The sequence below is a fragment of the Nonlabens sp. genome (genome assembly GCF_965657255.1).
GTDB lineage: Bacteria > Bacteroidota > Bacteroidia > Flavobacteriales > Flavobacteriaceae > Nonlabens.
In genome coordinates, this window is record NZ_CBFHNM010000002.1 from 267909 (window position 1) to 293500 (window position 25592).

Sequence of the window (25592 nt, forward strand, 5' to 3'; positions counted from 1 at the left end):
ATACAAAAATACTTAAAAACATTATTTCAGACAATTCAATTAACAATTTAGATTAATCCTCTACCCATCTTATGCAGCTGGTCATTTTTTTCAAATTCTTTCAAGAGGTTATCTAGAATACCATTGATGAAATTTGCACTCTTAGGTGTACTATAATCTTTGGCTATTTCTAGATATTCATTAAGCGTCACTTTAACTGGAATATCAGAAAAATAAAGGAATTCTGCCTGTGCCATCATTATAAGGACTAGATCTATTTGGGCGATACGATCTTTATCCCAATTAGGAGTTCGTTCTTCAATACGTCCTGCGAGCTCATCTATATTAAGAATGGTTTTTCTAAACAGACTCATTGTAAACTTTGCATCGTCTTGATCCTTAAATAAATCTGGAAGTTTTACATCTCTAGTAGGTTTTACTTTTCTTAAAAACTGGATCATGGTAGAGTTTACAAGGGGATAATCATCTGTCCATGTAATGTTAATATCCTCCAGATAATCTAATAGCTCATCACTAGGCGCTATAATATCCTCATAGATATAAGTTAAGAATTTAAGATCTTTTTTCAAAGAAGGCTCTTCATCCATAGCATACACTACAAAAGTTTTACTTTCTTGGATTTTGAAGTATAAATTCTCTACGTATTTAGAATCTAGATGCCATGGATTTAAATCGCGTTGCTGTAAAGCATCTTTGATATCCTGGCTTTCTCTTAATTTTAATAGAATCCTGTTATCAATAAGTTGTCTAGAAGGATTGTGTTCTACACTTTTAGAAATTCTTTGTTGCTTCTTAGTATGCTTATCGACCGCAACTTCATGAATTTTAATCAATAACTGAGTCATGTAAAGAAACAAGGTATACGACTGTGTCATACTCGAGTTAATAAACTTCTCAAGATCGTTTAAATCATCTGGACGTTGACGTTGAAAAGAAAAAACTGCTTGCATAACTTTGATGCGTAACTGTCTTCTGGTAAGCATAAGAACGATTTATTTGTTGCTTAAACGTGGCTAGTTTTGTGGTTAGCTTTCGCGAAAGCGGAATTATAATAACTTGTAATCTAATTTTATAATCTAAAACATGTAAAAATACTGCTTTAATAAGCAGTATTACCCTTGATGTTCGTGTTTTCTAGAAGCAATACGAGCCTGAGCTATTTCTAATGCCGCTTTATGAGTAGTGACACCAGATTCTTTTGCACGATTAAGAATCTCTATAGTTGTTGTATAGATGTTCTCTGTTTTTCTCATGATCTCTGTACGATCATAACCTTCTAATTCTGCATAAACATTGATAATTCCTCCAGCATTGATTAAAAAATCAGGTGCATAAACAATACCTTTATTTTGTAAAAGCTTACCATGTTTAACCTCATCTGCCAGTTGATTATTTGCGGCACCTGCTATAATCTCTGCCCTGATTTTATTTATCGTTTGATCATTAATCGTTGCACCTAATGCACATGGAGCATAAATATCCATGTTCTCAGAATGTAAATCATTTCCACCATAAATTGTAGCACCATATTTATCACGTACTTCTTCTAGTCTGTCTTGATTAATATCTGAAATAACCACATCAGCTCCTTCTTGTGTTAAATACTCTACAAGAGTTTCTCCTACATTACCTATTCCTTCTACGTAGATTTTTTTGTCTTCAAGGACATCCGTGCCATATTTGAATTTTGCAGCAGCTTTCATACCCATAAACACACCGTAAGCGGTAATAGGAGAAGGGTTTCCTGCACCACCTTTATCTTGAGAGATTCCTGTTACATAAGGTGTTACCTCTCTTACGGTATCCATATCTTCAGTAGTCATTCCTACATCTTCTGCAGTGATATATCTACCGCTTAAAGAATGCACAAACTCACCAAATTTGCGCATCAATTCTGGTGTTTTTTGTGTTTTTGCATCACCTATTATCACCGCTTTTCCACCACCTAAATTTAATCCGGTGATAGCACTTTTAAACGTCATACCTCTAGACAGGCGCAATACGTCGTTAAGTGCAGCCCATTCATTTTCATACTGCCACATACGTGTACCACCTAATGCTGGACCTAATACTGTGTTATGAATACCTATTATGGCTTTCAATCCTGTATCTTTGTCATTGCAAAAAACGATTTGTTCATGATCATCAAAAGATACCTGACCGAATACAGGATCTTGACGAACTAATTGTTCTAATGAGTCAAATTCTTGAGACATAAAAGAGTGTTTAGTGGCTTTTTGATTTGTTATTAAAAAGCGTGCAAAAATAACTTCATTTTAGGGATTTGGCAATTTACCATGCTTAATTTACGCACTAAACATAATAATAGTTTCCAAAAGGAAATTTTATCTTAAATGAAAGAACTTAAAAAGCTCAATAAACTTTTTGCCAAATACAAATGGCAACTTATAGGAGGAATAATTGTAACTATAATATCTCGTGTTCTATCACTTATTTTACCAAAATATGTAGGTAAAATAATCAATCTTCTTAATGAATACAGCAGTGCAACTGAAGCGCAAAAGGAAACCATAGGTGACGATCTTACGATCTACATTTATTACATATTAGGATCTACCTTATTAGCAGCAGTACTTACATTTATAATGCGTCAACTAATCATTGTAGTATCAAGACACTTAGAATATGACCTTAAAAATGTGGTATACCAACAGTATCAACGTTTATCATTAGGATTCTATAAACAAAATCGAACAGGCGATTTAATGAATCGTATCAGTGAAGATGTTTCTAAAGTACGCATGTACATGGGTCCTGCAATCATGTATAGTATCAACATGTTGACTCTATTTGCAGTAGTGATACCTGCGATGATCAATACGGCACCATCATTAGCTGTTTATACCATTATACCATTGCCTATACTATCTGTAGCTATATATGTAATTAGTAGAGAGATCAATAAAAGATCTACACTTGTACAAGAATACTTGTCAAACTTAAACACAATTTCTCAAGAGTCCTTTAGTGGTATTTCTGTCATAAAAGCGTACAATCTTGCACCTTTAATGACAGAGCAGTTTACTCAAGTTGCAAATGATAGTAAAGATAAAAATATAGATTTAGCACGTATTCAAGCATTGTTTTTCCCATTGATGGTATTACTTATAGGCTTAAGTAATATTATGGTCATATATGTAGGTGGTCAACAAGTTATAGACGGAACGATTGAAGTAGGTACCATTCCAGAATTTTTGATTTATGTAAACATGCTTACCTGGCCAGTTGCTATTGTAGGATGGGTAACAAACATGATCCAGCAGGCAGAAGCCTCTCAAAAAAGAATTAACGAATTCCTAGATATTGATCCTACCATCAAAAATTTAAAGGAAACAACGACTCCTATTCAAGGTAGCATTTCATTTAATAACGTGAATTTTATTTATGAAGACACTAATATTCATGCTTTGAAAGATGTTTCTTTTGAAATAGAAGCTGGTAAAACATTAGCAATATTAGGTAAAACTGGAAGCGGTAAATCTACTATTCTAGAATTAATAGGTAGACTTTATGATATTGAAAACGGATCTCTTAAAGTAGATAACAGAGAAATAAGAGATTTAAATCTGGATAATTTGAGGTCTGCTATAGGTTATGTGCCGCAAGATGCATTTTTGTTTTCTGAAACCATAGGAAGCAATATAGCATTTGGTAAAAAAGATGCCACTCAAGAAGAAATAGAAAAAGCCGCAAAAAATGCCGTGGTTCATAAAAACATTGCAAATTTCACAAAGGGATATGAAACTGTTCTAGGAGAAAGAGGAATCACTTTAAGTGGTGGACAAAAGCAGCGCGTTTCTATTGCTAGAGCCATAATTAAAGAACCTCAAATCCTCCTGTTTGACGATTGTTTAAGCGCAGTGGATACAGAGACTGAAGAAAAGATTTTAAACAATCTTAAAAAAGTAACTAAGGACACGACTACTATCATCGTGAGTCATCGTGTAAGTAGTGCTAAAAATGCAGATCAAATCATCGTTCTCGATAATGGTAAGATCATTGAACGAGGCAACCACGAATCCCTTCTCAATAACAATGGCTATTATGCAGAACTTTTTGCAAATCAAATGCTCAAGGAAGAAGAAAAATAGGTTTTGAGTTTCATTCTATTTAGTTGAAAGCTAACATACTATTACCAGATCCTTAACTGATACCCATTTCTTAAAACTTCTAAGAACACCACTTAATTAACACACTATCTAATAAGCTATAAAACAACATCTTACTACATTAAATCATATTTACCTTTTCTTTATACCTTTTTTTTCTATTTTTGGTAATATCAAATCCTACTTAAAGAACATGAGCGATAGAGATTACCAAGAGCAAGAAGAGATATTTTCAAAAGTAGTGCGAGCAGGAAGACGTACTTATTTCTTTGACGTAAGAGCCACAAAGGCCGACGATTATTACCTAACGATTACAGAAAGTAAAAAATTCACAAATGATGATGGCAGCTTTCACTTCAAGAAGCACAAAATCTATTTGTATAAGGAAGATTTTCAAGAATTCGGTGATACATTAAAGGAGATTACAGACTTCATTATAGAAAAAAAAGGTGGAGAAGTTATCTCTGACCGTCATCAATCAGATTTTAAAAAGGATGAACCAACTCCTGCCTCAGATAACGCTGCAGAGCCTAATCATCCTGCTAGTTTTACAAACATCAATTTTGAAGACATATAATTGAGACCTTAAAATTTACCCAAAGCCTTTCTACTTGAAAGGCTTTTTTTATTTTTAGGTTTCCACACTGAAATACAAATTATGAAAAAAGTGATTTTACTTTTATTGGTTCTCGCTTTCGCGAAAGCGTTACCAGCACAAACTATAGTTGATCCAACCTTAGATTATTATTTACCTACAACAGTATCTTATAATTCAGATATTCCTACACCTCAAGAAATTATAGGATTTGTGCCTGGGAAATGGCATGTTACTCATGATAAATTAGTACAGTACATGATGGTTCTTGCAGATAAATCTGATCGATTTACTATTGAAAATCGTGGAACGACCTATGAAGAACGACCACTTTATTTACTGACAGTAACGAGTCCAGAAAACCACAAAAACATAGATCAAATAAGAAAAGATCATGTCGCTGCGACCGATAAAGATCAAGTAGATAACTCTAATGCGCCTATTGTCGTTTATCAAGGTTTTTCTATACATGGAAATGAACCTAGTGGTTCAAACGCTTCTCTCCTTCTCGCTTATCATCTTGCCGCTGCTCAAGGTCCAGAAATAGAAGCTTTATTAAAAAATACAGTAATTCTTTTAGACCCAAGTTTAAATCCTGATGGACTACAGCGTTTTGCAAGTTGGGTGAATCAAAACAAGAGTAAAAATATAAATCCAGATACTTACGATAGAGAATATAATGAAACCTGGCCTGGTGGAAGAACTAATCATTACTGGTTTGATATGAACCGAGATTGGTTGCCAGTACAATTACCAGAATCGCAAGCTCGCATAGAGACTTTTCATAAATGGTTGCCTAATATTCTTACCGATCATCATGAAATGGGAACTAATTCTACGTTCTTTTTTCAGCCAGGAATACCATCGAGAACACATCCTTTAACACCTGCGATGAATCAAAAACTAACCAAAAAAATAGGAAACTATCTCGCAGAAGGTTTTGATAAAATAGGTTCTCTTTACTATACAGAAGAAGACTACGACGATTTCTATTACGGAAAAGGATCTACTTTTCCAGATATTAATGGTTCTATAGGAATTCTTTTTGAACAAGCTAGTTCTAGAGGTCATGCACAAAACTCTGATAATGGCGTATTGACATTTCCTTTTACAGTTAGAAATCAATTCACCGCAGCTTTGAGCACATTAAAAGCAGCAACGAGCATGCGCAAAGAAATACTTGATTATCAAAATAAGTTTTATCAAGATGCTAAAAAAGAAGTAAGAGATGGCGCTATCATTTTTGGTGATCATATGGACGCTGGAAGAACAAGTGCCCTTGCTGACATTTTATTAAAACATAACATAGAGGTGCGTTCTCTTAAAAACGATATTTCTAAAAATGGCAAGAATTATAAAAAAGGATATGCTTACATCGTTCCAAAAAACCAAAAGAACTCAAGATTGATCAATGCGATGTTTGAAAAGCGCACGACTTTTCAAGACAGTTTGTTTTATGATATCAGTGCGTGGACATTTCCACTAGCTTTTGATATGGATTATGATGAAGATGCTAGTTTGAGTGACTCTGTGCCACTAAAATTAAATGAGAATTTGGGCTCTAATAAAATTAACTCTTATGATGTTTTTCAATTATCAGACTATGCTTATTTAATGCCATGGAATGAATATCTTACTCCTAAGGTATTACATAGTATTTTATCAAAAGACTTAAGAGCCAAAGTTGCGATGAAAAAATTCAGCATCAATGGAATAAACTATGATTATGGCACCATTCTTATTCCTGTGAAAGGTCAAAATATAGATAGTAAAGAATTAGGAGTATTATTAGGGAAATTACAGTCTGATAATAAGGTGAAATTTACACCTGTTGATACAGGCCTTACAGAAGGAATCGATCTTGGATCAAGACAATTTAGAGATATTCAACAACCAAAAATCGCTCTATTAGTAGGTGAAGGTATTAATCCATCTGACGTAGGAGAAATCTGGCATTTAATGGATCAACAGTATGATATTCCTGTTACTAAAATAGATCTACAGGATATTAATCGTAAAGATTTATCTCGATACAACACCATCATTGTTCCTGCAACCTATGGAAGCCCAGAAAACGAAGTGATGGATCAATTAAAAGAATGGACTCGAGCAGGTGGTACTTTAATAGGTTATCGCAGCGCATTAAGATGGATGAGTAGTTCTAAATTACTACCTCTTGAATTTAAAAGAACTGAGAACCCTACTAAGAACATCACTTTTGAACAGCGCAATGATTTTTATGGAGCGCAGAGAATAGGTGGTGCTATTTTTGAAACAAAGTTGGACCGCAGTCATCCTATTGCTTTTGGTTTTAAAGACGACCAATTACCTATGTTTAGGAACACAACACTTTTTGTAAAACCTAACAAAGACTCTTTTAAAAACCCTATAACGTATACAAATAGTCCGTTGATGAGTGGCTATATTTCTAGCATAAACTTAGAAACATTGAAAAATACCGTACCGTTTCAACATAACAATTATGGAAGAGGCGATGTCATAGGATTTACAGATAACACTCAATTTAGAGCCTTCTGGTATGGAACTAACAAGTTATTGATGAACGCTATTTTCTTTGCTAAAGAGATGTAAATGGTAAATAGTCAATGATAAAAAAAAGCTTTTGAAATATTCTTTCAAAAGCTTTTTTTTATGATGATATATGAAATTGCTAACCTACTCGGTCTCCATTTTTTGCGTTTGTATCTGGTTGAAGAAGAGTGACATCATTGTCTTCTCCAACAATGCCTAAAACAAGACATTCACTCATAAAATTAGCTATTTGCTTTTTAGGAAAATTCACCACTGCAATAACTTGCTTACCTACTAGTTCTTTTTTATCATAGCGTTTTGTGATTTGGGCACTAGTCTTTTTGATACCTATAGGTCCAAAATCGATCTGTAGTTGGTACGCAGGTTTTTTAGCTTCAGGAAAGTCTCCTACTGTAAGAACGGTTCCTACTCTCATTTCTACCTTTTCAAAGTCATCCCATGAAAGCTTCATCAGTTCATTTTAAGTTTTTGAATCATTTCTGGAGATATATAAACATCTGCACCATAACTATCTACTAACAATCCTTTTTCACCACTTTCACAGCTAATAGCATATAAAATAGTATTATCGCCAGGATTTGTCATTCCTTCAAATCTAAAAAACTGATCTACCGTTAGGTCACCTGCTTCCCATTTCTTTTTTAAATCTTTAGAGTGTACACCATCTTCTACTAGATCAAAATTAACAGAATATCCTTCACTTTGTAAATCTTCAATCGCAAGAGATAATGAGTCGTAACCTTTTTTCATAATTTTTTATTTTAAATTTAAAAAAGTCAAGCGATTTTAAAGAACGTTTAAAAAAACATTAGCATTAAAAACTATGACATTACAAAATTCTTCATGATAGTTTCATCTAGGTTACTCAAATAAGTGTAGTAAAGAGATTGTTGTGGTCTCGCTTTCGCGAAAGCGTAACAAAACCGCTACTTTTACTACTTATAAATAAAAAGTTATGTCCTTAACACCTTCTACGATGTTACCACTGGGAACAAAAGCTCCCGATTTCAACTTATTAGATACTGTAAGCGGCAACAGGATGAGCCTTGATCAGCTTAAAGGTCCTAAAGGAACTGTGGTAATGTTTATATGCAACCACTGTCCTTTTGTTGTTCACGTAAATGAAGAGTTAGTGCGAGTGGCAAATGATTATCGTGTTACAGGTTTTCATTTTATCGCTATATCGAGTAATGATGTAGTTCATTACCCACAAGATGGTCCAGAATTAATGAAACAACATGCAGATAATGAAGATTATCCATTCCCATATTTGTACGATGAAACACAAGAAGTAGCAAAAGCTTATGCAGCTGCATGCACGCCTGATCTATATTTATTTGACGCTAGTTTAAACCTAGTATATCGAGGTCAATTAGATGATTCAAGACCAGGAAACGGCATTCCACTAACAGGAAGATCTTTAAGAGAATCAATGGATGCTATACTGGGAAACAAAAAAGTTCCTGAGCCACAAAAGCCTAGTATAGGTTGCAATATTAAATGGAAGTAATTGAATGTAGAACTAATCGATATTTTAAGCGATAAAATGTAATTTAGCAACTTATCAAAATAGAACATATGTTTTCACTAAAAGTGATCTGGAATCCGTTAGAAGGTATTGATTTAGGCTTTTTTACTTTACATTTTTACAGTCTTACTTATGTAATTGCATTTGTCTTTGGTTTATACCTCATGAAAAAGATGTTTAAACGTGAAGGTATAAGTGCAGAAAAACTAGATCCACTTTTTATGTATACGGTTATAGGTATGCTAATAGGTATGCGTTTAGGACACTTTTTATTCTATGAACCATCTACTTTTTTAACTGATCCATGGAGAGTATTTCTACCGTTTGAACTTTCTCCATTCAAATTTACCGGTTTTGCTGGCATGGCTAGTCATGGCGCTGCCATAGGTGTTATTATCGCCATGTTTTTTTATAGTCGCAAACATTTAGAAGGTAGGTTTTTATGGATGCTGGATCGCATTGTTATACCTAGTGCTATAGGAGGAACATTTGTAAGATTGGGTAATTTAATGAATAGTGAAATTAACGGTAAAGAAAGCGGTGACTTTTTTGCTGGTTTTAAATTTGTAAGAGATTTAGGCGATGAAAAAGTTAGAGATGCTATAAGAGCAACTGGGGTAAGTGATACTGATAACGCCATAGAAGCGCTAGTTAATGATCCTCAATATGCAGATTTACTAGCTAATATTCCTTTCAAACATCCAGCACAATTATATGAAGCAATTTGTTACGTAGGTGTCTTCTTAATCTTAGTTTATTTTTACTGGAAGACAGATAAATACAAGAAACCTGGCTTTCTAGTAGGTATGTTTTTTGTGTTGCTATTTACCGTTAGGTTGTTGATAGAAAACATTAAAGAACCCCAAACAACTAAAGATGCTTTTGAATTGTTAAGCATTCAATTTAATACTGGACAATTATTAAGTGTGCCATTTATCATCTTAGGGTTGTATTTAATCTTTAGACCTGTCGAAAAGAATTCAAATGCCTAGATATTTGTTAATTGCACTTGCTTTTTACGGCCTATTAACTAGCTGTAAACCTAATCAAGAGAACGAGATGCGTTCACGAGATTGGTCTTTTAAGACAGAGGCTACTTTGCAATTGATCAATAAACATAATGACACTATAAAGTCTTTACAAGTAGAACTAGCAGATACCGATTATTCTGTTCAATTAGGTATGATGTATAGCGACGAGCTAACAGAAGACCAGGGAATGTTGTTTGTTTTTAATGAAGCAATACCCAGGTATTTTTATATGAAAAACACGGATGTTGCATTAGACATCATTTTTATTACCGCAAACAAGCTTGTGGATAGTTACTCTTTGAATGCTCAACCTAAAGATGAAACCTTATTAGAAAGTAAAGGTGCTGCTCAATATGTTCTTGAAGTAAAATCTGGTATGGTAGAGAAATGGGGCTTGAAGGAAGGTGATAGAATTGCTTGGTAATGAGATTTATTAAACAAATAATTGAATAAGTTCAAAAAAGGTAATTATAAAATTTGCCAGTTTAGGTTTTTATAAGTTAAATCAAGGTCTACAGACTTGTGCTATTTAAGGTTACCATTACACTCTTTCTAATTACATAACTAAAGTTTTAAAAATTTAAAAAACGTAAATCCTAACTGCTATTTTATGTTTTTCTTGATCTATTGTCTTTTCTAAAATTGAAGGTGCTTATTAAAAACATAAATGTCACAGGACCTTTTATCAGTTAAAGGTTGCGCCACTGTACAAGCATCCATTACATTTTTCTTCAAAAGGTACTTTTTGAATTCTACCAACTCTTTAATATTGATTTTATGTTTTACTTAACTGATCAATCTACTGCTCGTTTAAGAAGTTATAATAAGTACTAAAATTAATAAGGCCATCTTTTTCATAGCGATTGGGATTAATAATTTGGTCAAAAAGCATAAAAAAAATGCCTCTCGATCTGAGAGGCATTTTTAAAGAATTAATTTGTTTTGTTGACTTCGCTTTCGCGAAAGTGAGACAACAATTTAATAATTAATATACACCCAGCTAGCGATATCTGCAGTATCTGGATCATTAAACTTGATTACATAGAAATAAGTTCCTGTCGGTAAAAGACCATCTCCAGAGTTTAATCCTGAATTAGGAATACCTGCAAATTCTACATAATTACTAGCTTTTGTTTCATACACAACCGAACCTAATCTATTGAATACTTTTAATTCAAAGTTTGCAAATTGATCTATTCCAGGAATAGAGAAAGTATCGTTAATCATGTCTCCATTAGGAGAAAACCCTTCTGGTACTTCCACCTCACAAGTTTCAACAATAAAGTTAAAAGTAGAAGTGTTAAAACAACCTGTTGCATTGTCTACAATTCTAGCATACAACGTACCACCAGAAACAGTTGAAGTAGCAGATATAGCGCTAGAGCCCGTATCTGCATCTGCTTGATTGGTATGGTAAGAAATAGTAAAAGCGGCAGCAGACTGACCATTTAAGACTGCGGCATCATTTACTGTAAAATCAAAGGATGTTGCTCCATCAATAGGAGATTCATCACATTCCGTTACATCAGGAGCAGTTCCTATTGATGGAAGGTCATTAATAACCGTATCAAAAGAACCTACTGCAAAACAACTTGGGTCTTGAATATTTGATACTCTAACAAAAATCGTCTCCCCTATTGACTCAAAAGCATCAGCGTTCATGATAGGATTTGCATTTGAATCTGCATCAGATTGACTTAAAAAGTAGGCTACTGTATATTCTGTACTGGATTGGGTACCTAGGATACCTGCATCTTGAGATGTAAGGTCAAAAATCTCAATTCCATCAATATTTACTGGGTCAAAACACGCTTCTAAATTTGCTACCGTATTAAATTGCGAAGTAGAGTACTCTATATCTAATTCTACTGTATTGAAACAACCAGAGGCCCTTTCTTCTACTCGTACAAATACGGTTTCGTTAGCTGTAACATCATAAGCAGTAGGAGTAGCTATTGCATTTGTAGCAGCATCTGCATCTACTTGATTATTATAAAAAGTAATGGTGTAGGCATTAGAATCTAAACCATTCAGAATATCGTCATTTCTCTCAGTCAAATCTACAGTTGCTGCTCCAGAAGGCTGACATACAATAATGTTATCTGGTACAGTAATTGTAACCTCGGACGCAACATCTATGCATACAGTCTCTGTATAAGTGCAACCAAAACTATCTGTAAAGTCAAAGTCATAACAATTTTGACCAGCAGTAGTAGGAGCTACGGTAATTACGTTACCGTTAGTAGCTGTAATGTCTGAATTTGCTGCCCAAGCCTCAGTAACTTCATCTGGCTCATAACCTCCCGCAGTAGGTATGATAGCTGGGTTAAAATTAATTCCCCATTCAAATATATAACCATCATCTATTGGTAATGTATCCGTAATATTTAGGCACCAAAGTCCATTTAAAGTTGTACCGATGAAATTTGAAAATGGGTCTACAGTTAAATAATCGCCCGCGGGAATGGTTGCTACTCCTACAGATGCATCTTCTAGTGTTTGTGTGGCAGAAGCGGCCTCAGTAAAATTGTACACAAATCCTGTACCAGGACCTGATGTAGTATCATCAATTGGAATTCCTAAAAAAGTTCCTCCACCTGCAAAATTTCCTGGCGTAATTTCAACCTCCGTTCCATCTGGAGCGGTTAGAACCATTAACAGGTCTCCTAAGAAGGAATGCTCCATATTGATAAAGAAACTTACTAGATCTGAACTATTTTGAAAGGTTGCACCTGCCGGAAAACCGCTAACATCTATACATGTCTGATAGGATGTACCATCACCATCTGGAAGAAATGTTTGACCAGTAATAGGTGGAGCAACTTCTTCAAAAAACTCTGTTGTTTCAACCATTCCAGTGATTTCGGTAGTCTCTCCAAAACAAATAGAAGTATCTGCTGCAAAGGTACCTGTAAAATCTGGTGTTGTTGAAACTTGAATTAAAATATCACTAGCCTCTCCTATTGATCGATCTCTACATCCAGTTGGATCCATTGCAATATAATCAACTCTATAAATCCCTGGACTTGCATATGTTTCTGATGCTGTTGTTCCAGCAACTGTTGTACCATCGGCTAGTAAATAATTAAAAGTTGCACCTGCTGGATCAATACTAAAATTAGATGTACCAGTAAAGTTTACTGTTTCCCCTTGACAAATTCTTATAACGCCGTCTGCATCTGGTGCAGGATCTGCCTCAACTGAAGTGATTATGGTCTGACAGTTATCAATACAGACTATAGTTGCTTCCCAACCAGGACCAACATTTGATCCAGGAGATCTAAATCTAAAAGTTAAACAAGATGAAGTATTTGCAGCACTAGAAATTAAAACCCCAGGAGTATTTTGTTGGATAAACACGCCTAAAAGAGGTGCCGCGGTACTATCACCATCGTATACAAATAACAAACCACCGGTAGCTAAATCAAATGAATTAAAAGAAATTTGCATATCATCAGTAGCAAAAGGAGAACAGAATGTTATAACAGAATCTTCTCCACTAGTGTAATTCCCTGTAAGACCACCTGAATCGGTAAAGCTTCCTGAACAAGTTGTAAAATTACCATCTGTCATGGTAAACTGTGCAGAAGCAAAGGCTGTAAAAAAGACCATGCTTAAACAGCTAAGGATAAAATTTTTCATAAAAATATTATTTTGCTTTTTGGATAAAGTTTTAACTACTGCAAAATAAACAATTTCATTAACTCATTATTAAGATTTTACACTTTCTATCAACTGTTTATTAAAATAAGTGGCTTTTTTAGTTAAAAAGTAATTTTTAATCGTTTTGAAGCATAAAAAAACCGCTTGAGTGATCAAGCGGTCTCTGAATTTGTTAGAAAAGAAATTAAGCTTCCTTTTTTACTTTAGTCTCTTTAGGTGTCAAAATTCCTTTTGATTTATTCATACTGTCGTACATTACTGGTGTCGCAATAAATACAGATGAATATGTACCTACTACTACTCCTATTATCAATGCTAGCATGAACCCTTGAATAGATTCTCCACCAAAAATAAAGATGGATAATAACACGATTAATGTAGTTAATGAAGTATTTAACGTACGTGAAACTGTACTACTTATCGCAGCATTTACTGTTCTAGTGAATTCCCAGTTGGTACGCTCATTAATAAACTCACGTATTCTATCAAATACAACCACCGTATCATTTAAAGAATATCCAATAACTGTTAAGATTGCCGCAATAAACGCTTGATCTATTTCCATATTAAATGGTAAAAATTTATATAATAATGAAAATGCACCTAATACAATTATAACATCATGAAATACTGCAGCAACCGCTCCTAATGAAAATTGCCATTTACGGAAACGTATTAAGATGTATAGAAACACTACAATTAGAGATCCTAAAATAGCATAAAGCGACCCTGTGAGAATATCATCTGCAATGGTTGCACCTACTTGAAAAGAAGATCTAATTCCATATTGCTTGTCTTCATTACTTACATCTGCAAAAGCTACTTGATCCATTCCTTCTGGAAGGTATGGCTTCAACACTGTAAACAACTTATCCTCAATCTCTTGACTCACTTCACTATCATCTCTATCAATACCATATTTAGTACTAATTTTTAATTGATTATCAGCTCCATAGGTTTTTGCTTCAGCACTACCAAAGATATCATCAGAACTCAATTGCTTTGTTATATCAGTTGCGTTTACATCTTGAGCAAATCCAACAATAACGGTACGACCACCAGTAAAGTCAATTCCTAAATTCAATTTGTTTGTCGCAAGAGAAGCTAAACTTCCAACGATCAAAACTCCAGAAATGACATAAGCAACTTTTCTTTTGCTTAGGAAATCAATATTTACGTTTCTAAACCAATTTTTAGTAAGTCCAGTAGAGAAATCAATCGTCTTACCATTATTTACATAACCATCTACAAATAATCTAGTAATAAAGATTGCTGTAAACAAAGAAGTAAGAATACCTATCATTAAAGTAGTTGCAAAACCTTGAATAGGTCCTGTTCCAAAGATGTAAAGAATTACAGCAGTAAGAAATGTAGTAACGTTTGCATCAAGAATTGAACTTAAAGCATTATTAAAACCATCCTTAATACTATCTGCTTGAGACTTTCCTTTTGCTAGCTCCTCACGGATTCTCTCAAAAATAAGAACATTTGCATCTACAGAAATACCTATAGTTAAAACGATACCTGCAATACCTGGCAAAGTAAGAACCGCTTTTAAAGATGCTAATGCACCAAAAATAAATAAAAGGTTTACCAAAAGAGCAACGTCTGCATATAAACCAGCACGACCATAATAGAAAATCATCCAGATCAATACTAATAAAAGTGCGATACCAAACGACCATAAACCACTATCAATAGCTTCTTGACCTAATGATGGCCCGATCACATCACTTTGAATGATTTCAGCTTTTGCAGGTAATTTACCAGCTCTTAAAACAGTAGCAAGATCTTTTGCTTCATCAATTGAAAAGTTACCAGAAATTTGAGTTTGACCACCAGAAATAGCACCGTTAGTTACATTAGGTGCGCTGTAAACCGTATTATCTAAAACAACAGACACTTGACTTTGGTTTTGATAAGCCTCGCCTGTCATATCTTCCCATACTTTAGCTCCTTCTCCATTCATAGACATGCTCACTACTGGTAAACCAGTATTACCATATTGCTGGCTAGCGTCTGTAATTACACCTCCAGAAAGTGGTGCTTCATTTTGTGCGTTACCTCTTAAAGCATAAAGTTCCACTACTTCAAAACCTAATTGCTCATTCAGAACAGGTAAGCCCCATGCAAATTTTACGTTACGTTGATCAGACGTTAATTTACCTCTTGTTTGAGGATCGTTTAAATAGGAATCAATTAGATCTTTGTCACTTTCTTTAAAAGTTATTAAACCTCCTGAAGAAGGGATAGGTAATGCTCTTCCGAAAATAGGATTATTATCAAAGTTTTGAGCTTCAGATGCATCTGCTGTGGCATCATTTCCATCTTCCTGATTTAATAAATCACCAAGACCTGCTTCTGTAGAATCGTTAACGACCTCTGTTTCTGCAGCTACCTCATCAGTAATTTCTTCTGCTGTTGCAACTTCATTATCAGCAGCTAACTTTTGAGCCCAATAAGTATTTGCTTCACTTAAGTAGGAAGAAATTTCTTGAGACTTATATACATGCCAAAATTCTAATTGTGCGGCCTTAGTAAGAATATCCTTAATACGCTTTACATCAGTTTCACCTGGTAGTTCAATAAGGATACGACCAGAAGTTCCCAGTTGTTGCAAGTTAGGCTGTGTAGTACCAAATTTATCAATACGCTTTCTCAATACATCAAAAGCACTAGTCATGTAATCCTTAAGTTCTTCTCTCAGAATTGGTTCTACTTCTGCATTACTCATTTCAAATTCGATACCACGAGTTTGCATTTCTTGATTTGCAAAAATATCTGGAGAGGCAAGTTCTGCACCTTCTATGTTATTGAATTCTTCTATGAAATAATTAAAATAATCATCTTGACCATCTTTAATTCTTTCATCTGCTGCATCTAGTGCATTATTAAAATTAGGATCTGTAGAATCATCTGCCATTCCAGTTAAAAGGTCTCTTACAGAAACTTGAAGAATAACGTTGATACCACCTTTAAGGTCAAGACCTTTTTTAAGTTCCTGATTTTTGGCATCAGCATAGTTGGTAAAACCACCCCAGACATCCTTAGATGCAACAGAGTCTAAATATTTTTTTTGAGCAATGCTCTTTAATGAAGCTGCATTTTCTGCATCTTCAGCTACTATAGAGTTAGCATAAACAGCTGCATCATCCTCTACTTTATTAGTGATGAATGTGTAAGTAAGCTGGTAAATACTAGCTAGTGCAAAAATGACCGCGAAAAAACGGATCAATCCTTTATTTTGCATGATTTGTTTGTTTTAAAAGTTAAATATTAAAGTCGGCAAATATGAGATTTACCTTTTATATGGACAATACTTTTGTACATAAATAAATAGAAATAACAGCCTTATGATTAAGACGTTAGGAAATCGATTTGTTTGAAAATCAAAATTAGGAAACTGGTCCAGCACGTACTTCTGGAATTTGGAAAGAAATAGTATAAAATGTGAGGACTAACTGGCTATTAACCTTCTCTGCAACACTAAAAAGATCATTAGAAAGAAAATTTGTAAACCTAGGTAAATTGGATACATGAACCTGAGAACCACGATTAAAATCTTGCTTAAGCTCAAAATAGCTTTTGTTTTGTGAATCTAATCCTGAAACAGCATCGTCGCTTATCTCATAAATATCAATTTGATAGTCTACAAAATCGTTTTGAAAAGGATTACTACCAGTTTTCTTTTTGAATCTTAAAGATTGGGAAAAATCATTTACAATGTCGATATCAAAAAGCTGATTTTTCACATTGTGAATAGTAATCTTACTATAATAGGTAACCTTTAAAGATCCGTCCGTATTTTCAGTAACAATAATATGTTCTGCTCCTATATCTTCTAATTGCTTCTTTACTTCAACAATAGCATGTTCATAGTCTATAGAACTATTAGATTCAGAAAAAGTTAAAACAATTTCTTGATTAGGAACAACTATACTTTGTTGATCAATAACAAAATAAGAAACAACAACGATTAGGACGCCTATGTACCATTTAAAATTCACGTTCCAAATATAAACCATTAGCACTGTATTTCATTAAAACTTTGAAATTAAGCATTGAAGAAATATCTTATCCTAGATCAGAATATAATAAGGACTAGTTATTTTTAAGGCATTTCGCTTTCGCGAAAGCGATAACTACCTAAATCATCAATCCATTATAGAAAAAATTAGAACCGTAAGGATTTAAAAAAAGCCACTCCAAAGGAGTGGCTTTTTGATATAATCATATTGATTTTAAATCAATTCATTTGTTTTCTTAACACCTTCAGAGCTTTCTTTAAGAGCATCTTTCTCTGCATCACTGAGGTTAATCTCTACGATTCTCTCAATACCGTTTCTACCCAAAACTACTGGCACACCTATACAAAGATCAGATAGTCCATACTCACCATCTAATAGAACACTACATGGGAAAATTTTCTTTTGATCACAAGCAATAGCTTGAACAAGACCAGATACTGCAGCACCTGGTGCATACCATGCACTAGTACCTAAAAGACCAGTAAGTGTTGCTCCACCTACTTTAGTATCTTGAAGTACTTGATCTAATCTTTCTTCAGATAAAAATTCACTTGCTGGTACAGAATTGCGAGTTGCAAGACGTGTCAATGGCACCATACCTTTATCAGAGTGTCCACCTATTACCATTCCATCTACATCAGAAATAGGCGCTTCAAGAGCTTCAGCAAGACGATACTTGAAACGAGCGCTATCTAGAGCACCACCCATTCCTATGATACGATTTTTAGGAAGACCTGTTACTTTATGTGCCAGGTAAGTCATAGTATCCATTGGATTAGAAACCACAATTAAAATCACGTTTGGAGAATGCTTAACAAGACTCTCTGATACAGATTTTACAATCCCTGCATTGATACCTATTAATTCTTCACGAGTCATTCCTGGTTTACGAGGAATCCCTGATGTTATAACAGCGATATCGCTACCGGCAGTTTTTGAGTAATCATTTGTCGCGCCTGTTATTTTTGTATCAAAACCGTTTAAAGACGCGGTTTGCATCAAGTCCATCGCTTTACCTTCAGCAAAACCTTCTTTGATGTCTAATAATACTACTTCACTTGCAAAGTCTTTAATGGCGATATACTCTGCACAACTTGCGCCTACTGCGCCTGCTCCTACTACGGTAACTTTCATGTAATTGAGATTTAATTTTAGTATGATTTATAGTCCGATTAGACCGTTTTCAAAAATAAGCAAAAGACGTAGTATTTAACATAAATTATCCTTAAAACTAATCTGTTCAACTTCTAGAATTTATTCAAAGTAGTAGATATGTTTAAATAATGTAAGAAACATTATGCTTAAGAAGTTCTTTGGTAAGCGATTTATTTTAGTAAGAATACTTGAGATAGCGATATTAAAGAAATAGGAAATAAAAAAGCCTTTGATTACTCAAAGGCTTTTTAACTGGCATAATTGACTTAATTATGCATCAATATTTGCATAAATTGCATTTTTCTCAATAAACTCTCTACGTGGTGGTACTTCATCACCCATTAACATGGAGAATACACGATCTGCCTCTGCAGGGCTTTCTATGCTAATTTGTCTTAAAGTTCGAAACTCTGGATTCATAGTAGTGTCCCAGAGTTGATCTGCATTCATTTCACCTAGTCCTTTGTATCGCTGTATAGCTGCTCCACTACCAAAACTTTCTGCGATTGTATCACGTTCCTTGTCAGACCATGCATAACGTTTTTTTGCACCTTTCTTTACGAGGTAAAGCGGCGGCGTTGCGATATAAATGTATCCAGCTTCCACAAGCTCTTTCATGTACCTAAAGAAAAAAGTAAGAATCAAAGTAGCAATGTGTGAACCATCAATATCTGCATCACACATAATGACTATTTTATGATAACGCAGCTTTGAAAGGTTCAATGCTTTAGAATCTTCTTCAGTTCCTATAGTTACACCTAATGCCGTATATATATTGCGTATTTCTTCATTCTCAAAAACTTTGTGCTGCATCGCCTTTTCTACATTAAGAATTTTACCTCTTAATGGCAAAATAGCCTGAAACTCGCGATCACGACCTTGTTTTGCTGTTCCACCTGCAGAATCTCCCTCAACTAGAAACACTTCACAAAGTGTAGGATCTGTTTCAGAACAGTCCGAAAGTTTACCAGGTAATCCACCACCGCTCATCACGGTTTTACGTTGTACCATTTCGCGAGCTTTACGAGCCGCATGGCGCGCTGTAGCTGCAAGAATCACTTTTTGAACTATGGTTTTTGCATCATTAGGATGCTCCTCAAGATAGTCCTCTAACATTTGAGAAACTGCCTGAGAAACCGCACTAGTAACCTCACGATTCCCTAATTTAGTTTTAGTCTGTCCTTCAAATTGTGGCTCTTGAACTTTTACAGAGATAATTGCAGTAAGACCTTCACGGAAATCATCTCCAGAAACGTCAAATTTCAATTTATCTAACAATCCAGAACCATCTGCATACTTCTTTAATGTTGAAGTTAAGCCACGGCGGAAACCAGCAAGATGCGTTCCTCCTTCATGTGTATTGATGTTATTTACATAGGAATGTAGATTTTCAGAATAACTATCGTTATAAATCATCGCTACTTCTACAGGGATACCATTCTTCTCACCTTCCATGGAGATAACGTCCTCAATAATTGGGCTGCGAGTATCATCTAAGAAACGTATAAATTCCTTAAGACCTTCTTCAGACTGAAATACATCTGTGATGTTATTTCCTTCTTCATCTTGTCTTCTAGCATCGGTTAAAATGATTTTTATTCCTTTATTAAGGAAAGCAAGTTCACGTAATCGATTTGCCAGTGTTTCGTAATTGTACTCTATTGTTTGTTGAAAAATAGAACGGTCAGGAGTAAAAGTTACATCTGTACCTCTTTTATCCGTATCACCTATAGCTCTTACAGGATACATGGCTTTACCACGCTCATATTCTTGCTCCCATATTTTACCATCACGGTAAACGGTTGCCTTTAAATGATCAGAAAGTGCATTTACACAACTAACACCAACACCGTGAAGTCCACCAGAAACCTTATAAGAATCCTTATCAAATTTTCCTCCAGCACCTATCTTAGTCATTACCACTTGTAATGCAGACACTCCTTCTTTTTTGTGAATATCAACAGGGATACCACGACCATCATCTGTTACGGTGATGCTATTATTTTTATTGATTTGCACAGTGATATTATCACAATGTCCCGCTAGGGCTTCATCAATAGAGTTATCCACTACTTCATAAACTAAATGGTGTAAACCTCTAACTCCTACATCACCAATATACATGGATGGACGCATACGCACGTGCTCCATTCCTTCCAGCGCTTGTATTTGATCTGCGCCGTAATTCCCTTTATTTTCTTCGCTCATAAATATGTATGATTTTTACTCTAAAATGCATTACACACAAAGATAAGTAAACACTAATGTTTATAGGTGTTTAGCCTTTAAATACACCTTTAAGTTATTAACAAATTATTAATAGCTAAACGGCACTAATATTGCACTTTTTAAGTTTAGAACTCAAACTTTTACATTTTATGAAAAATCTAATTTTAACAGCTCTAGTAATTGTGTCTTTTTTTAGTGCTACAGCGCAAGATCAAAGTTCATTATCATTTTCTAGTCTAGATCAGAGCCCGCTAGATGTAGTGATGTATCGCGATGCAAATCAAACAGCAATTGCTCGTGTCATCTACAGTCGTCCTTCTAAAAAAGATCGAGAGATTTTTGGTCAACTGGTTCCTTACAATGAAGTGTGGCGCACAGGTGCAAATGAAGCCACTGAAATTGCTTTTTACAAGGATGTAATCATCAATAATAAAATCATCAAAGCTGGCAGCTATTCTATTTACACTATTCCAGGTGAAGATCAATGGAGTTTTATTCTCAATACAGAGACCACGCAGTCTGGCACAGAACACGATCCTGAAAAAGATATTTTAAAATGTGATATGCAAACCATTCCATCACCTCAAGAAATAGAATCTTTTTCCATTAGTTTTATGGAGCAAAGTAATGGAGCGATTCTTTTTCTAGGTTGGGATGAAACTATCGCTAGTCTAGAATTTGAAATTGCAGGATCTTAAAACTATAAATAATAATTACTGTTGCCGCTTTTGCAGAAGCAAGAGTTCAAAAACTAAGGAGACACCTTTTTAACAATTGCCTAGCATAGCAGAATTACTTATTGAATATCATACACCAAAACTCATTGCGCATACGATGCACAACTAGGGTATATTTAAATACTTATGTGTTTGTAAAGACACTTGCCATTCTGGATTTGCCATAACAAATTCCGTAATTAATGGAATCATTTTTTCTCTAACCGACCATTCTGGTTGTAAAAACAACTTGCATTTTGAAGATACTTTTTCAGATTCCGCTTTCGCGAAAGCGAGATCATGACGATTATAAACGATCACTTTTAACTCATGCGCTGCTTCATAACATTCTTGAAGAGGCATTTTTGCTTTTTTAGGTGACAAACAAATCCAATCCCAACTGCCTGAAAGCGGATATGCACCACTAGTCTCTATATGAACATCTAATCCAGCATTTTTAAGACCTGAAGTTAACGGCTCCATATTCCAGGTTAATGGCTCGCCACCAGTAACCACTATGGTTTTACTATATTTTGCTGCATTAGTAACGATATGACCTACTCCTGTAGGTGGATGCTTTTCTGGCGCCCAACTTTCCTTTACGTCGCACCAGTGGCAACCTACATCACAACCACCTACTCTAATAAAATAAGCGGCGCGACCTGTATGATAGCCTTCACCTTGAATTGTGTAAAACTCTTCCATTAAAGGTAACATGGTACCTTTTTCTACCTGTTGCTGTATCGTTTTTTCTAGCATGGTGCAAAGATACGTTTTAGCAATTGTTTTCATTAAGTCAGATAGGTTTAAAACGATCATAAAGATGCAATGAATGAGCTGAATTTTAAATACGTTTTCAAAACTGTATTTTTGTTCTTTATAAAATCGCTATATGTCTCAACGAGAAGATTTTTTCAAATACATTACAGAAGGTTACCACCCTAAAGGTGAATCTATAATAATGGGCGCTGCCATCCTTGATGGTGAAACTTTAACAAACGCCCATGTAAAGATTCCTTTAAAGACAATGAACCGTCATGGATTGATTGCTGGAGCAACTGGTACCGGAAAGACTAAAACCCTACAAATCATTGCAGAACAGCTGTCACAGCAAGGTGTTCCTACCTTATTAATGGATATTAAGGGTGATCTTTCTGGAATCGCGGCAGAAAGTCCTGGACATGAAAAAATAGACGAGCGTCATAAAAAAATAGGCCTTGAATTTAAGAAGAGAAAATCGCCTGTAGAAATCATGACCATTTCTAAGCAAGATGGGATCAAAATGAGAGCTACGGTTAGTGAATTTGGACCAGTACTTCTGTCTCGAATTCTGGACGTAACAGAAACACAAGCTGGAATCATATCTGTGGTATTTAAATATTGTGACGACAATAAATTACCTCTTTTAGATCTTGACGATCTTAAAAAGGTACTGCATTATGCTACTGGAGCTGGGAAAGAAGAATTTCAAGCAGAATACGGACGTATTTCCACTTCTTCTACTGGTGCTATTCTAAGAAAATTGATCGAACTAGAGCAACAAGGCGCACAACGATTTTTTGGGGAGCGTAGTTTTGAAGTACAAGACCTAGTGCGGAAGGATAAAAATGGTCATGGCTATGTAAACGTCATAAGACTTACTGATATTCAAGATAGACCAAAATTATTTTCTACCTTCATGTTAAGTTTACTTGCAGAGATTTACTCTACTTTCCCTGAAAAAGGTGATAGCGACAAGCCAGAATTAATTTTATTTATAGATGAAGCACATTTGATATTTGACAATGCGAGTAAAGCATTACTAGACCAAATAGAGAGTATTGTAAAATTGATTCGTTCTAAAGGAATAGGTTTATACTTTGTAACTCAAAATCCCACCGATATCCCAGAAGGAGTATTAAGCCAGTTAGGTCTAAAAGTACAACACGCATTAAGAGCTTTTACTGCAAAAGATAGAAAGGCGATTAAATTGACTGCTCAAAACTATCCAGAAACAGATTACTATGACACTGCAGAAGTATTAACTTCACTAGGAATAGGAGAAGCTTTAATAAGTGCATTAGATGAAAAAGGGCGACCAAGTCCTCTAGCAGCAACGTTATTGAGAGCACCAGAAAGTAGAATGGATATTCTTACAGATAGAGAATTGAGTGATCTAATTGCAGATTCTGAGCTTACAGATAAGTATAATGAAGAAATCAATAGGGAAAGTGCAGAAGAAATGCTACAAGAAAAAATTGAGAAAGCAAACGAAGAAGAAATAAAAGAAAAAGCTGCAAAAGAAAAAGCTAGAACTACAAGATCTTCTAGATCTAAAACTAGCACAAGACAAAATCCTATTATCAAAGTTCTCACTAGCGCATCCTTTATTAGAGGCGTAATGGGGATTTTGGGAAAAGCACTTAAATAGGTCACAGTTAAATAACTGAAAACAAACTCAAAATAGTTATTACAAAACTCGAAAAGTTAGTAGAGCAATTGTAATTTTACATCTTTAAACAGGAACATGAAAAAAGTAATAGCATTAGTAGCGGTAATTATAGTTTTAGCAAGTTGTACCAAGGAACAGGATTCATTTGAATGGAGCAAAGAAAGAGTTGGACATCTTACTAAGGAAATGAAAGTGTATCAACTAGACAGCCTGTATGCAAACGATAGTATTGTAAAAAGCATTAAAGGAGATGAATTTAGTAATGGAGCAAATAAAATAGAAATCTTTGAAAAAGGTGGCGCTCATTTATTAACACTTACTCCTAGTGAGGCTCTTGATAGTACAGCAACTATAGAAAACATCATCATACATGATGAACGTTTTACTACAGAAAAAGGGATTACTAAAAACAGTACTTTCAAAGAGATTAGTGCTGCATATAAAATAAGTAGTGTGGATAACATGATCGATGACGCAGTAATTTGGGTCAACGATGAGAACTTTTACTTTACTATATCCAAAGATGGATTGCCTACAGATGTGAAATTTGACATCAGCGCTTCTATTGAAAAAACAATGATTCCAGCTGACACAAAACCACAATACATGTTTATTTCTTGGTAATTAAATTATTTTCATGAAAAAACTTTTAGAAAAAGCCATACCTAAACTGTATGGCTTTTATTTTAACTTCATTCACCTATTTTCCAAAGAAAAAGGAGCTCGTATAGCACTTGATGTTTTTAGTATTCCTAGAAGAAGTAAAGTCTTGGAGCATCAAAAAGAATTTCTTTCTACTGCTAGAACACAACAAATAGCTTTTGAAGATGGATTATTCATGCTTTATCATTGGAAAGGAAGTGGTCCCACAGTTCTATTAAATCATGGTTGGGAATCCAACAGCTTTAGATGGAAGTATTTAATAGAACCATTACAAAAACTAGATTATAATATTATCTGTATTGACGCTCCAGCTCACGGAAATAGTGATGGGACATTATTTACGGCAGTTAAGTATTCTAGAATTATTAAAGCAACTATAGATTTATACCAACCAGAAATAATTGTAGCACACAGTGTTGGTGCTATGGCGACCATATTTCAAGAATCGAGCAATCGTCATGATTGTATTAAAAAAATTGTGCTATTAGGAAGCCCTAACAAACTAGAAGTGATCATGCAAGGTTACCAAAGTCTTACTGGTTTCAATAATTCTGTTTATAATAGTTTGAATAAATTACTTAAAACTAAGTTTGGTTTTCATATTGAAGAATTCAACACGGCAGATTTTGCTAAAAAAATAGACACTCCAGCTCTCATAGTTCATAACCCTAATGACATAATTGTTCCTTATGAGGCTATGGAAGAAATAGCTGCAAAAATGCCTCAAGCAACAACTTACACGTCGCAAACTGGTGGACACAGTCTATATACTCAAGAAGTAATTGATGAAGTGATTACTTTCCTAGAAGAATCTTAATTACATTTTCATTAACTGAACCATAGAACTAACTTTCCTATATTTAAAATAAA

Annotated in this window: 20 protein-coding genes; 10 read left to right on the plus strand and 10 right to left on the minus strand. The window is 34.6% G+C overall.

Annotation, left to right across the window (positions count from 1 at the left end):
* Positions 1-47 precede the first annotated feature (47 nt).
* Together nusB and ACTF54_RS03775 are read right to left on the minus strand one after the other, a co-directional pair.
* Positions 48-983, minus strand: coding sequence for a transcription antitermination factor NusB (gene nusB / locus ACTF54_RS03770; protein ID WP_438968788.1), 936 nt, complete (start codon positions 981-983; stop codon positions 48-50).
* A 129-nt stretch (positions 984-1112) separates the two neighbouring features.
* A complete protein-coding gene (locus ACTF54_RS03775; protein WP_347195962.1) occupies positions 1113-2216 on the minus strand; it encodes a Glu/Leu/Phe/Val family dehydrogenase in 1104 nt (367 codons plus the stop codon).
* Positions 2217-2354: 138 nt separating this feature from the next.
* Here ACTF54_RS03775 and ACTF54_RS03780 point away from each other — a divergent pair, with 138 nt between their 5' ends.
* The 3 genes from ACTF54_RS03780 to ACTF54_RS03790 all read left to right on the plus strand — a co-directional run bounded on the left by ACTF54_RS03780 (position 2355) and on the right by ACTF54_RS03790 (position 7317).
* Complete coding sequence (locus ACTF54_RS03780; protein ID WP_438968789.1) at positions 2355-4112, plus strand: ABC transporter ATP-binding protein; 1758 nt, start codon at positions 2355-2357, stop codon at positions 4110-4112.
* Between the two features lie 211 nt (positions 4113-4323).
* Positions 4324-4707: a PUR family DNA/RNA-binding protein gene (locus ACTF54_RS03785; RefSeq protein WP_438968790.1), complete on the plus strand. Its 384-nt coding sequence runs from the start codon at positions 4324-4326 to the stop codon at positions 4705-4707.
* Between the two features lie 81 nt (positions 4708-4788).
* Positions 4789-7317 (plus strand): M14 family metallopeptidase, encoded by a 2529-nt coding sequence (locus tag ACTF54_RS03790; protein ID WP_438968791.1) that lies wholly within the window; start codon positions 4789-4791, stop codon positions 7315-7317.
* Between the two features lie 79 nt (positions 7318-7396).
* Here the strand turns inward: ACTF54_RS03790 and ACTF54_RS03795 are convergent, their stop codons facing one another.
* Positions 7397-7729, minus strand: coding sequence for a tRNA-binding protein (locus ACTF54_RS03795; RefSeq protein ID WP_347195966.1), 333 nt, complete (start codon positions 7727-7729; stop codon positions 7397-7399).
* Positions 7729-8028, minus strand: a complete 300-nt coding sequence (locus tag ACTF54_RS03800) for a phosphoribosylpyrophosphate synthetase (RefSeq protein WP_347195967.1) — start codon at positions 8026-8028, stop codon at positions 7729-7731. The genes ACTF54_RS03795 and ACTF54_RS03800 overlap by 1 nt, the downstream gene beginning before the upstream one ends.
* A 205-nt stretch (positions 8029-8233) precedes the next feature.
* On the opposite strand from ACTF54_RS03800, the gene ACTF54_RS03805 reads away from it, so the two are divergent.
* The 3 genes from ACTF54_RS03805 to ACTF54_RS03815 all read left to right on the plus strand — a co-directional run bounded on the left by ACTF54_RS03805 (position 8234) and on the right by ACTF54_RS03815 (position 10261).
* On the plus strand, positions 8234-8788 hold the full coding sequence (locus tag ACTF54_RS03805; RefSeq protein ID WP_347195968.1) for a thioredoxin family protein: 555 nt from the start codon (positions 8234-8236) through the stop codon (positions 8786-8788).
* 68 nt (positions 8789-8856) lie between these two features.
* Positions 8857-9798: a prolipoprotein diacylglyceryl transferase gene (gene lgt, locus ACTF54_RS03810; protein ID WP_438968792.1), complete on the plus strand. Its 942-nt coding sequence runs from the start codon at positions 8857-8859 to the stop codon at positions 9796-9798.
* A complete protein-coding gene (locus ACTF54_RS03815) occupies positions 9791-10261 on the plus strand; it encodes a DUF192 domain-containing protein (protein ID WP_438968793.1) in 471 nt (156 codons plus the stop codon). The genes lgt and ACTF54_RS03815 overlap by 8 nt, the downstream gene beginning before the upstream one ends.
* Positions 10262-10815: 554 nt before the next feature.
* Here ACTF54_RS03815 and ACTF54_RS03820 read toward each other — a convergent pair.
* The 5 genes from ACTF54_RS03820 to gyrB form a co-directional block, all read right to left on the minus strand.
* Positions 10816-13479, minus strand: coding sequence for a gliding motility-associated C-terminal domain-containing protein (locus ACTF54_RS03820; RefSeq protein WP_347195971.1), 2664 nt, complete (start codon positions 13477-13479; stop codon positions 10816-10818).
* 205 nt (positions 13480-13684) lie between these two features.
* Positions 13685-16750 (minus strand): protein translocase subunit SecDF, encoded by a 3066-nt coding sequence (secDF, locus tag ACTF54_RS03825; protein ID WP_347195972.1) that lies wholly within the window; start codon positions 16748-16750, stop codon positions 13685-13687.
* Positions 16751-16895: 145 nt separating this feature from the next.
* On the minus strand, positions 16896-17525 hold the full coding sequence (locus ACTF54_RS03830) for a hypothetical protein (protein WP_438968794.1): 630 nt from the start codon (positions 17523-17525) through the stop codon (positions 16896-16898).
* 216 nt (positions 17526-17741) lie between these two features.
* The gene (mdh, locus tag ACTF54_RS03835) at positions 17742-18662 is read right to left on the minus strand and encodes a malate dehydrogenase (protein ID WP_347195974.1); all 921 of its coding nucleotides are present in this window, start codon (positions 18660-18662) and stop codon (positions 17742-17744) included.
* Positions 18663-18953: 291 nt separating this feature from the next.
* Positions 18954-20891 carry a DNA topoisomerase (ATP-hydrolyzing) subunit B gene (gene gyrB / locus ACTF54_RS03840; protein WP_347202160.1) on the minus strand — a complete coding sequence of 646 codons (1938 nt, stop codon included), beginning with the start codon at positions 20889-20891 and terminating at the stop codon, positions 18954-18956.
* Between the two features lie 170 nt (positions 20892-21061).
* On the opposite strand from gyrB, the gene ACTF54_RS03845 reads away from it, so the two are divergent.
* Positions 21062-21610 (plus strand): DUF2911 domain-containing protein, encoded by a 549-nt coding sequence (locus ACTF54_RS03845; protein WP_347197204.1) that lies wholly within the window; start codon positions 21062-21064, stop codon positions 21608-21610.
* A 144-nt stretch (positions 21611-21754) separates the two neighbouring features.
* Here ACTF54_RS03845 and ACTF54_RS03850 read toward each other — a convergent pair whose 3' ends face one another.
* Positions 21755-22420 (minus strand): 7-carboxy-7-deazaguanine synthase QueE, encoded by a 666-nt coding sequence (locus tag ACTF54_RS03850; protein WP_438968795.1) that lies wholly within the window; start codon positions 22418-22420, stop codon positions 21755-21757.
* A 100-nt stretch (positions 22421-22520) separates the two neighbouring features.
* On the opposite strand from ACTF54_RS03850, the gene ACTF54_RS03855 reads away from it, so the two are divergent.
* The 3 genes from ACTF54_RS03855 to ACTF54_RS03865 all read left to right on the plus strand — a co-directional run bounded on the left by ACTF54_RS03855 (position 22521) and on the right by ACTF54_RS03865 (position 25539).
* Complete coding sequence (locus tag ACTF54_RS03855) at positions 22521-24038, plus strand: helicase HerA-like domain-containing protein (RefSeq protein ID WP_438968796.1); 1518 nt, start codon at positions 22521-22523, stop codon at positions 24036-24038.
* Positions 24039-24134: 96 nt separating this feature from the next.
* Entirely contained in the window at positions 24135-24683 is a 549-nt protein-coding gene (locus ACTF54_RS03860) for a hypothetical protein (protein WP_347197202.1), read from the plus strand.
* Positions 24684-24696: 13 nt separating this feature from the next.
* Entirely contained in the window at positions 24697-25539 is an 843-nt protein-coding gene (locus ACTF54_RS03865) for an alpha/beta fold hydrolase (protein ID WP_347197201.1), read from the plus strand.
* Positions 25540-25592 lie beyond the last annotated feature (53 nt).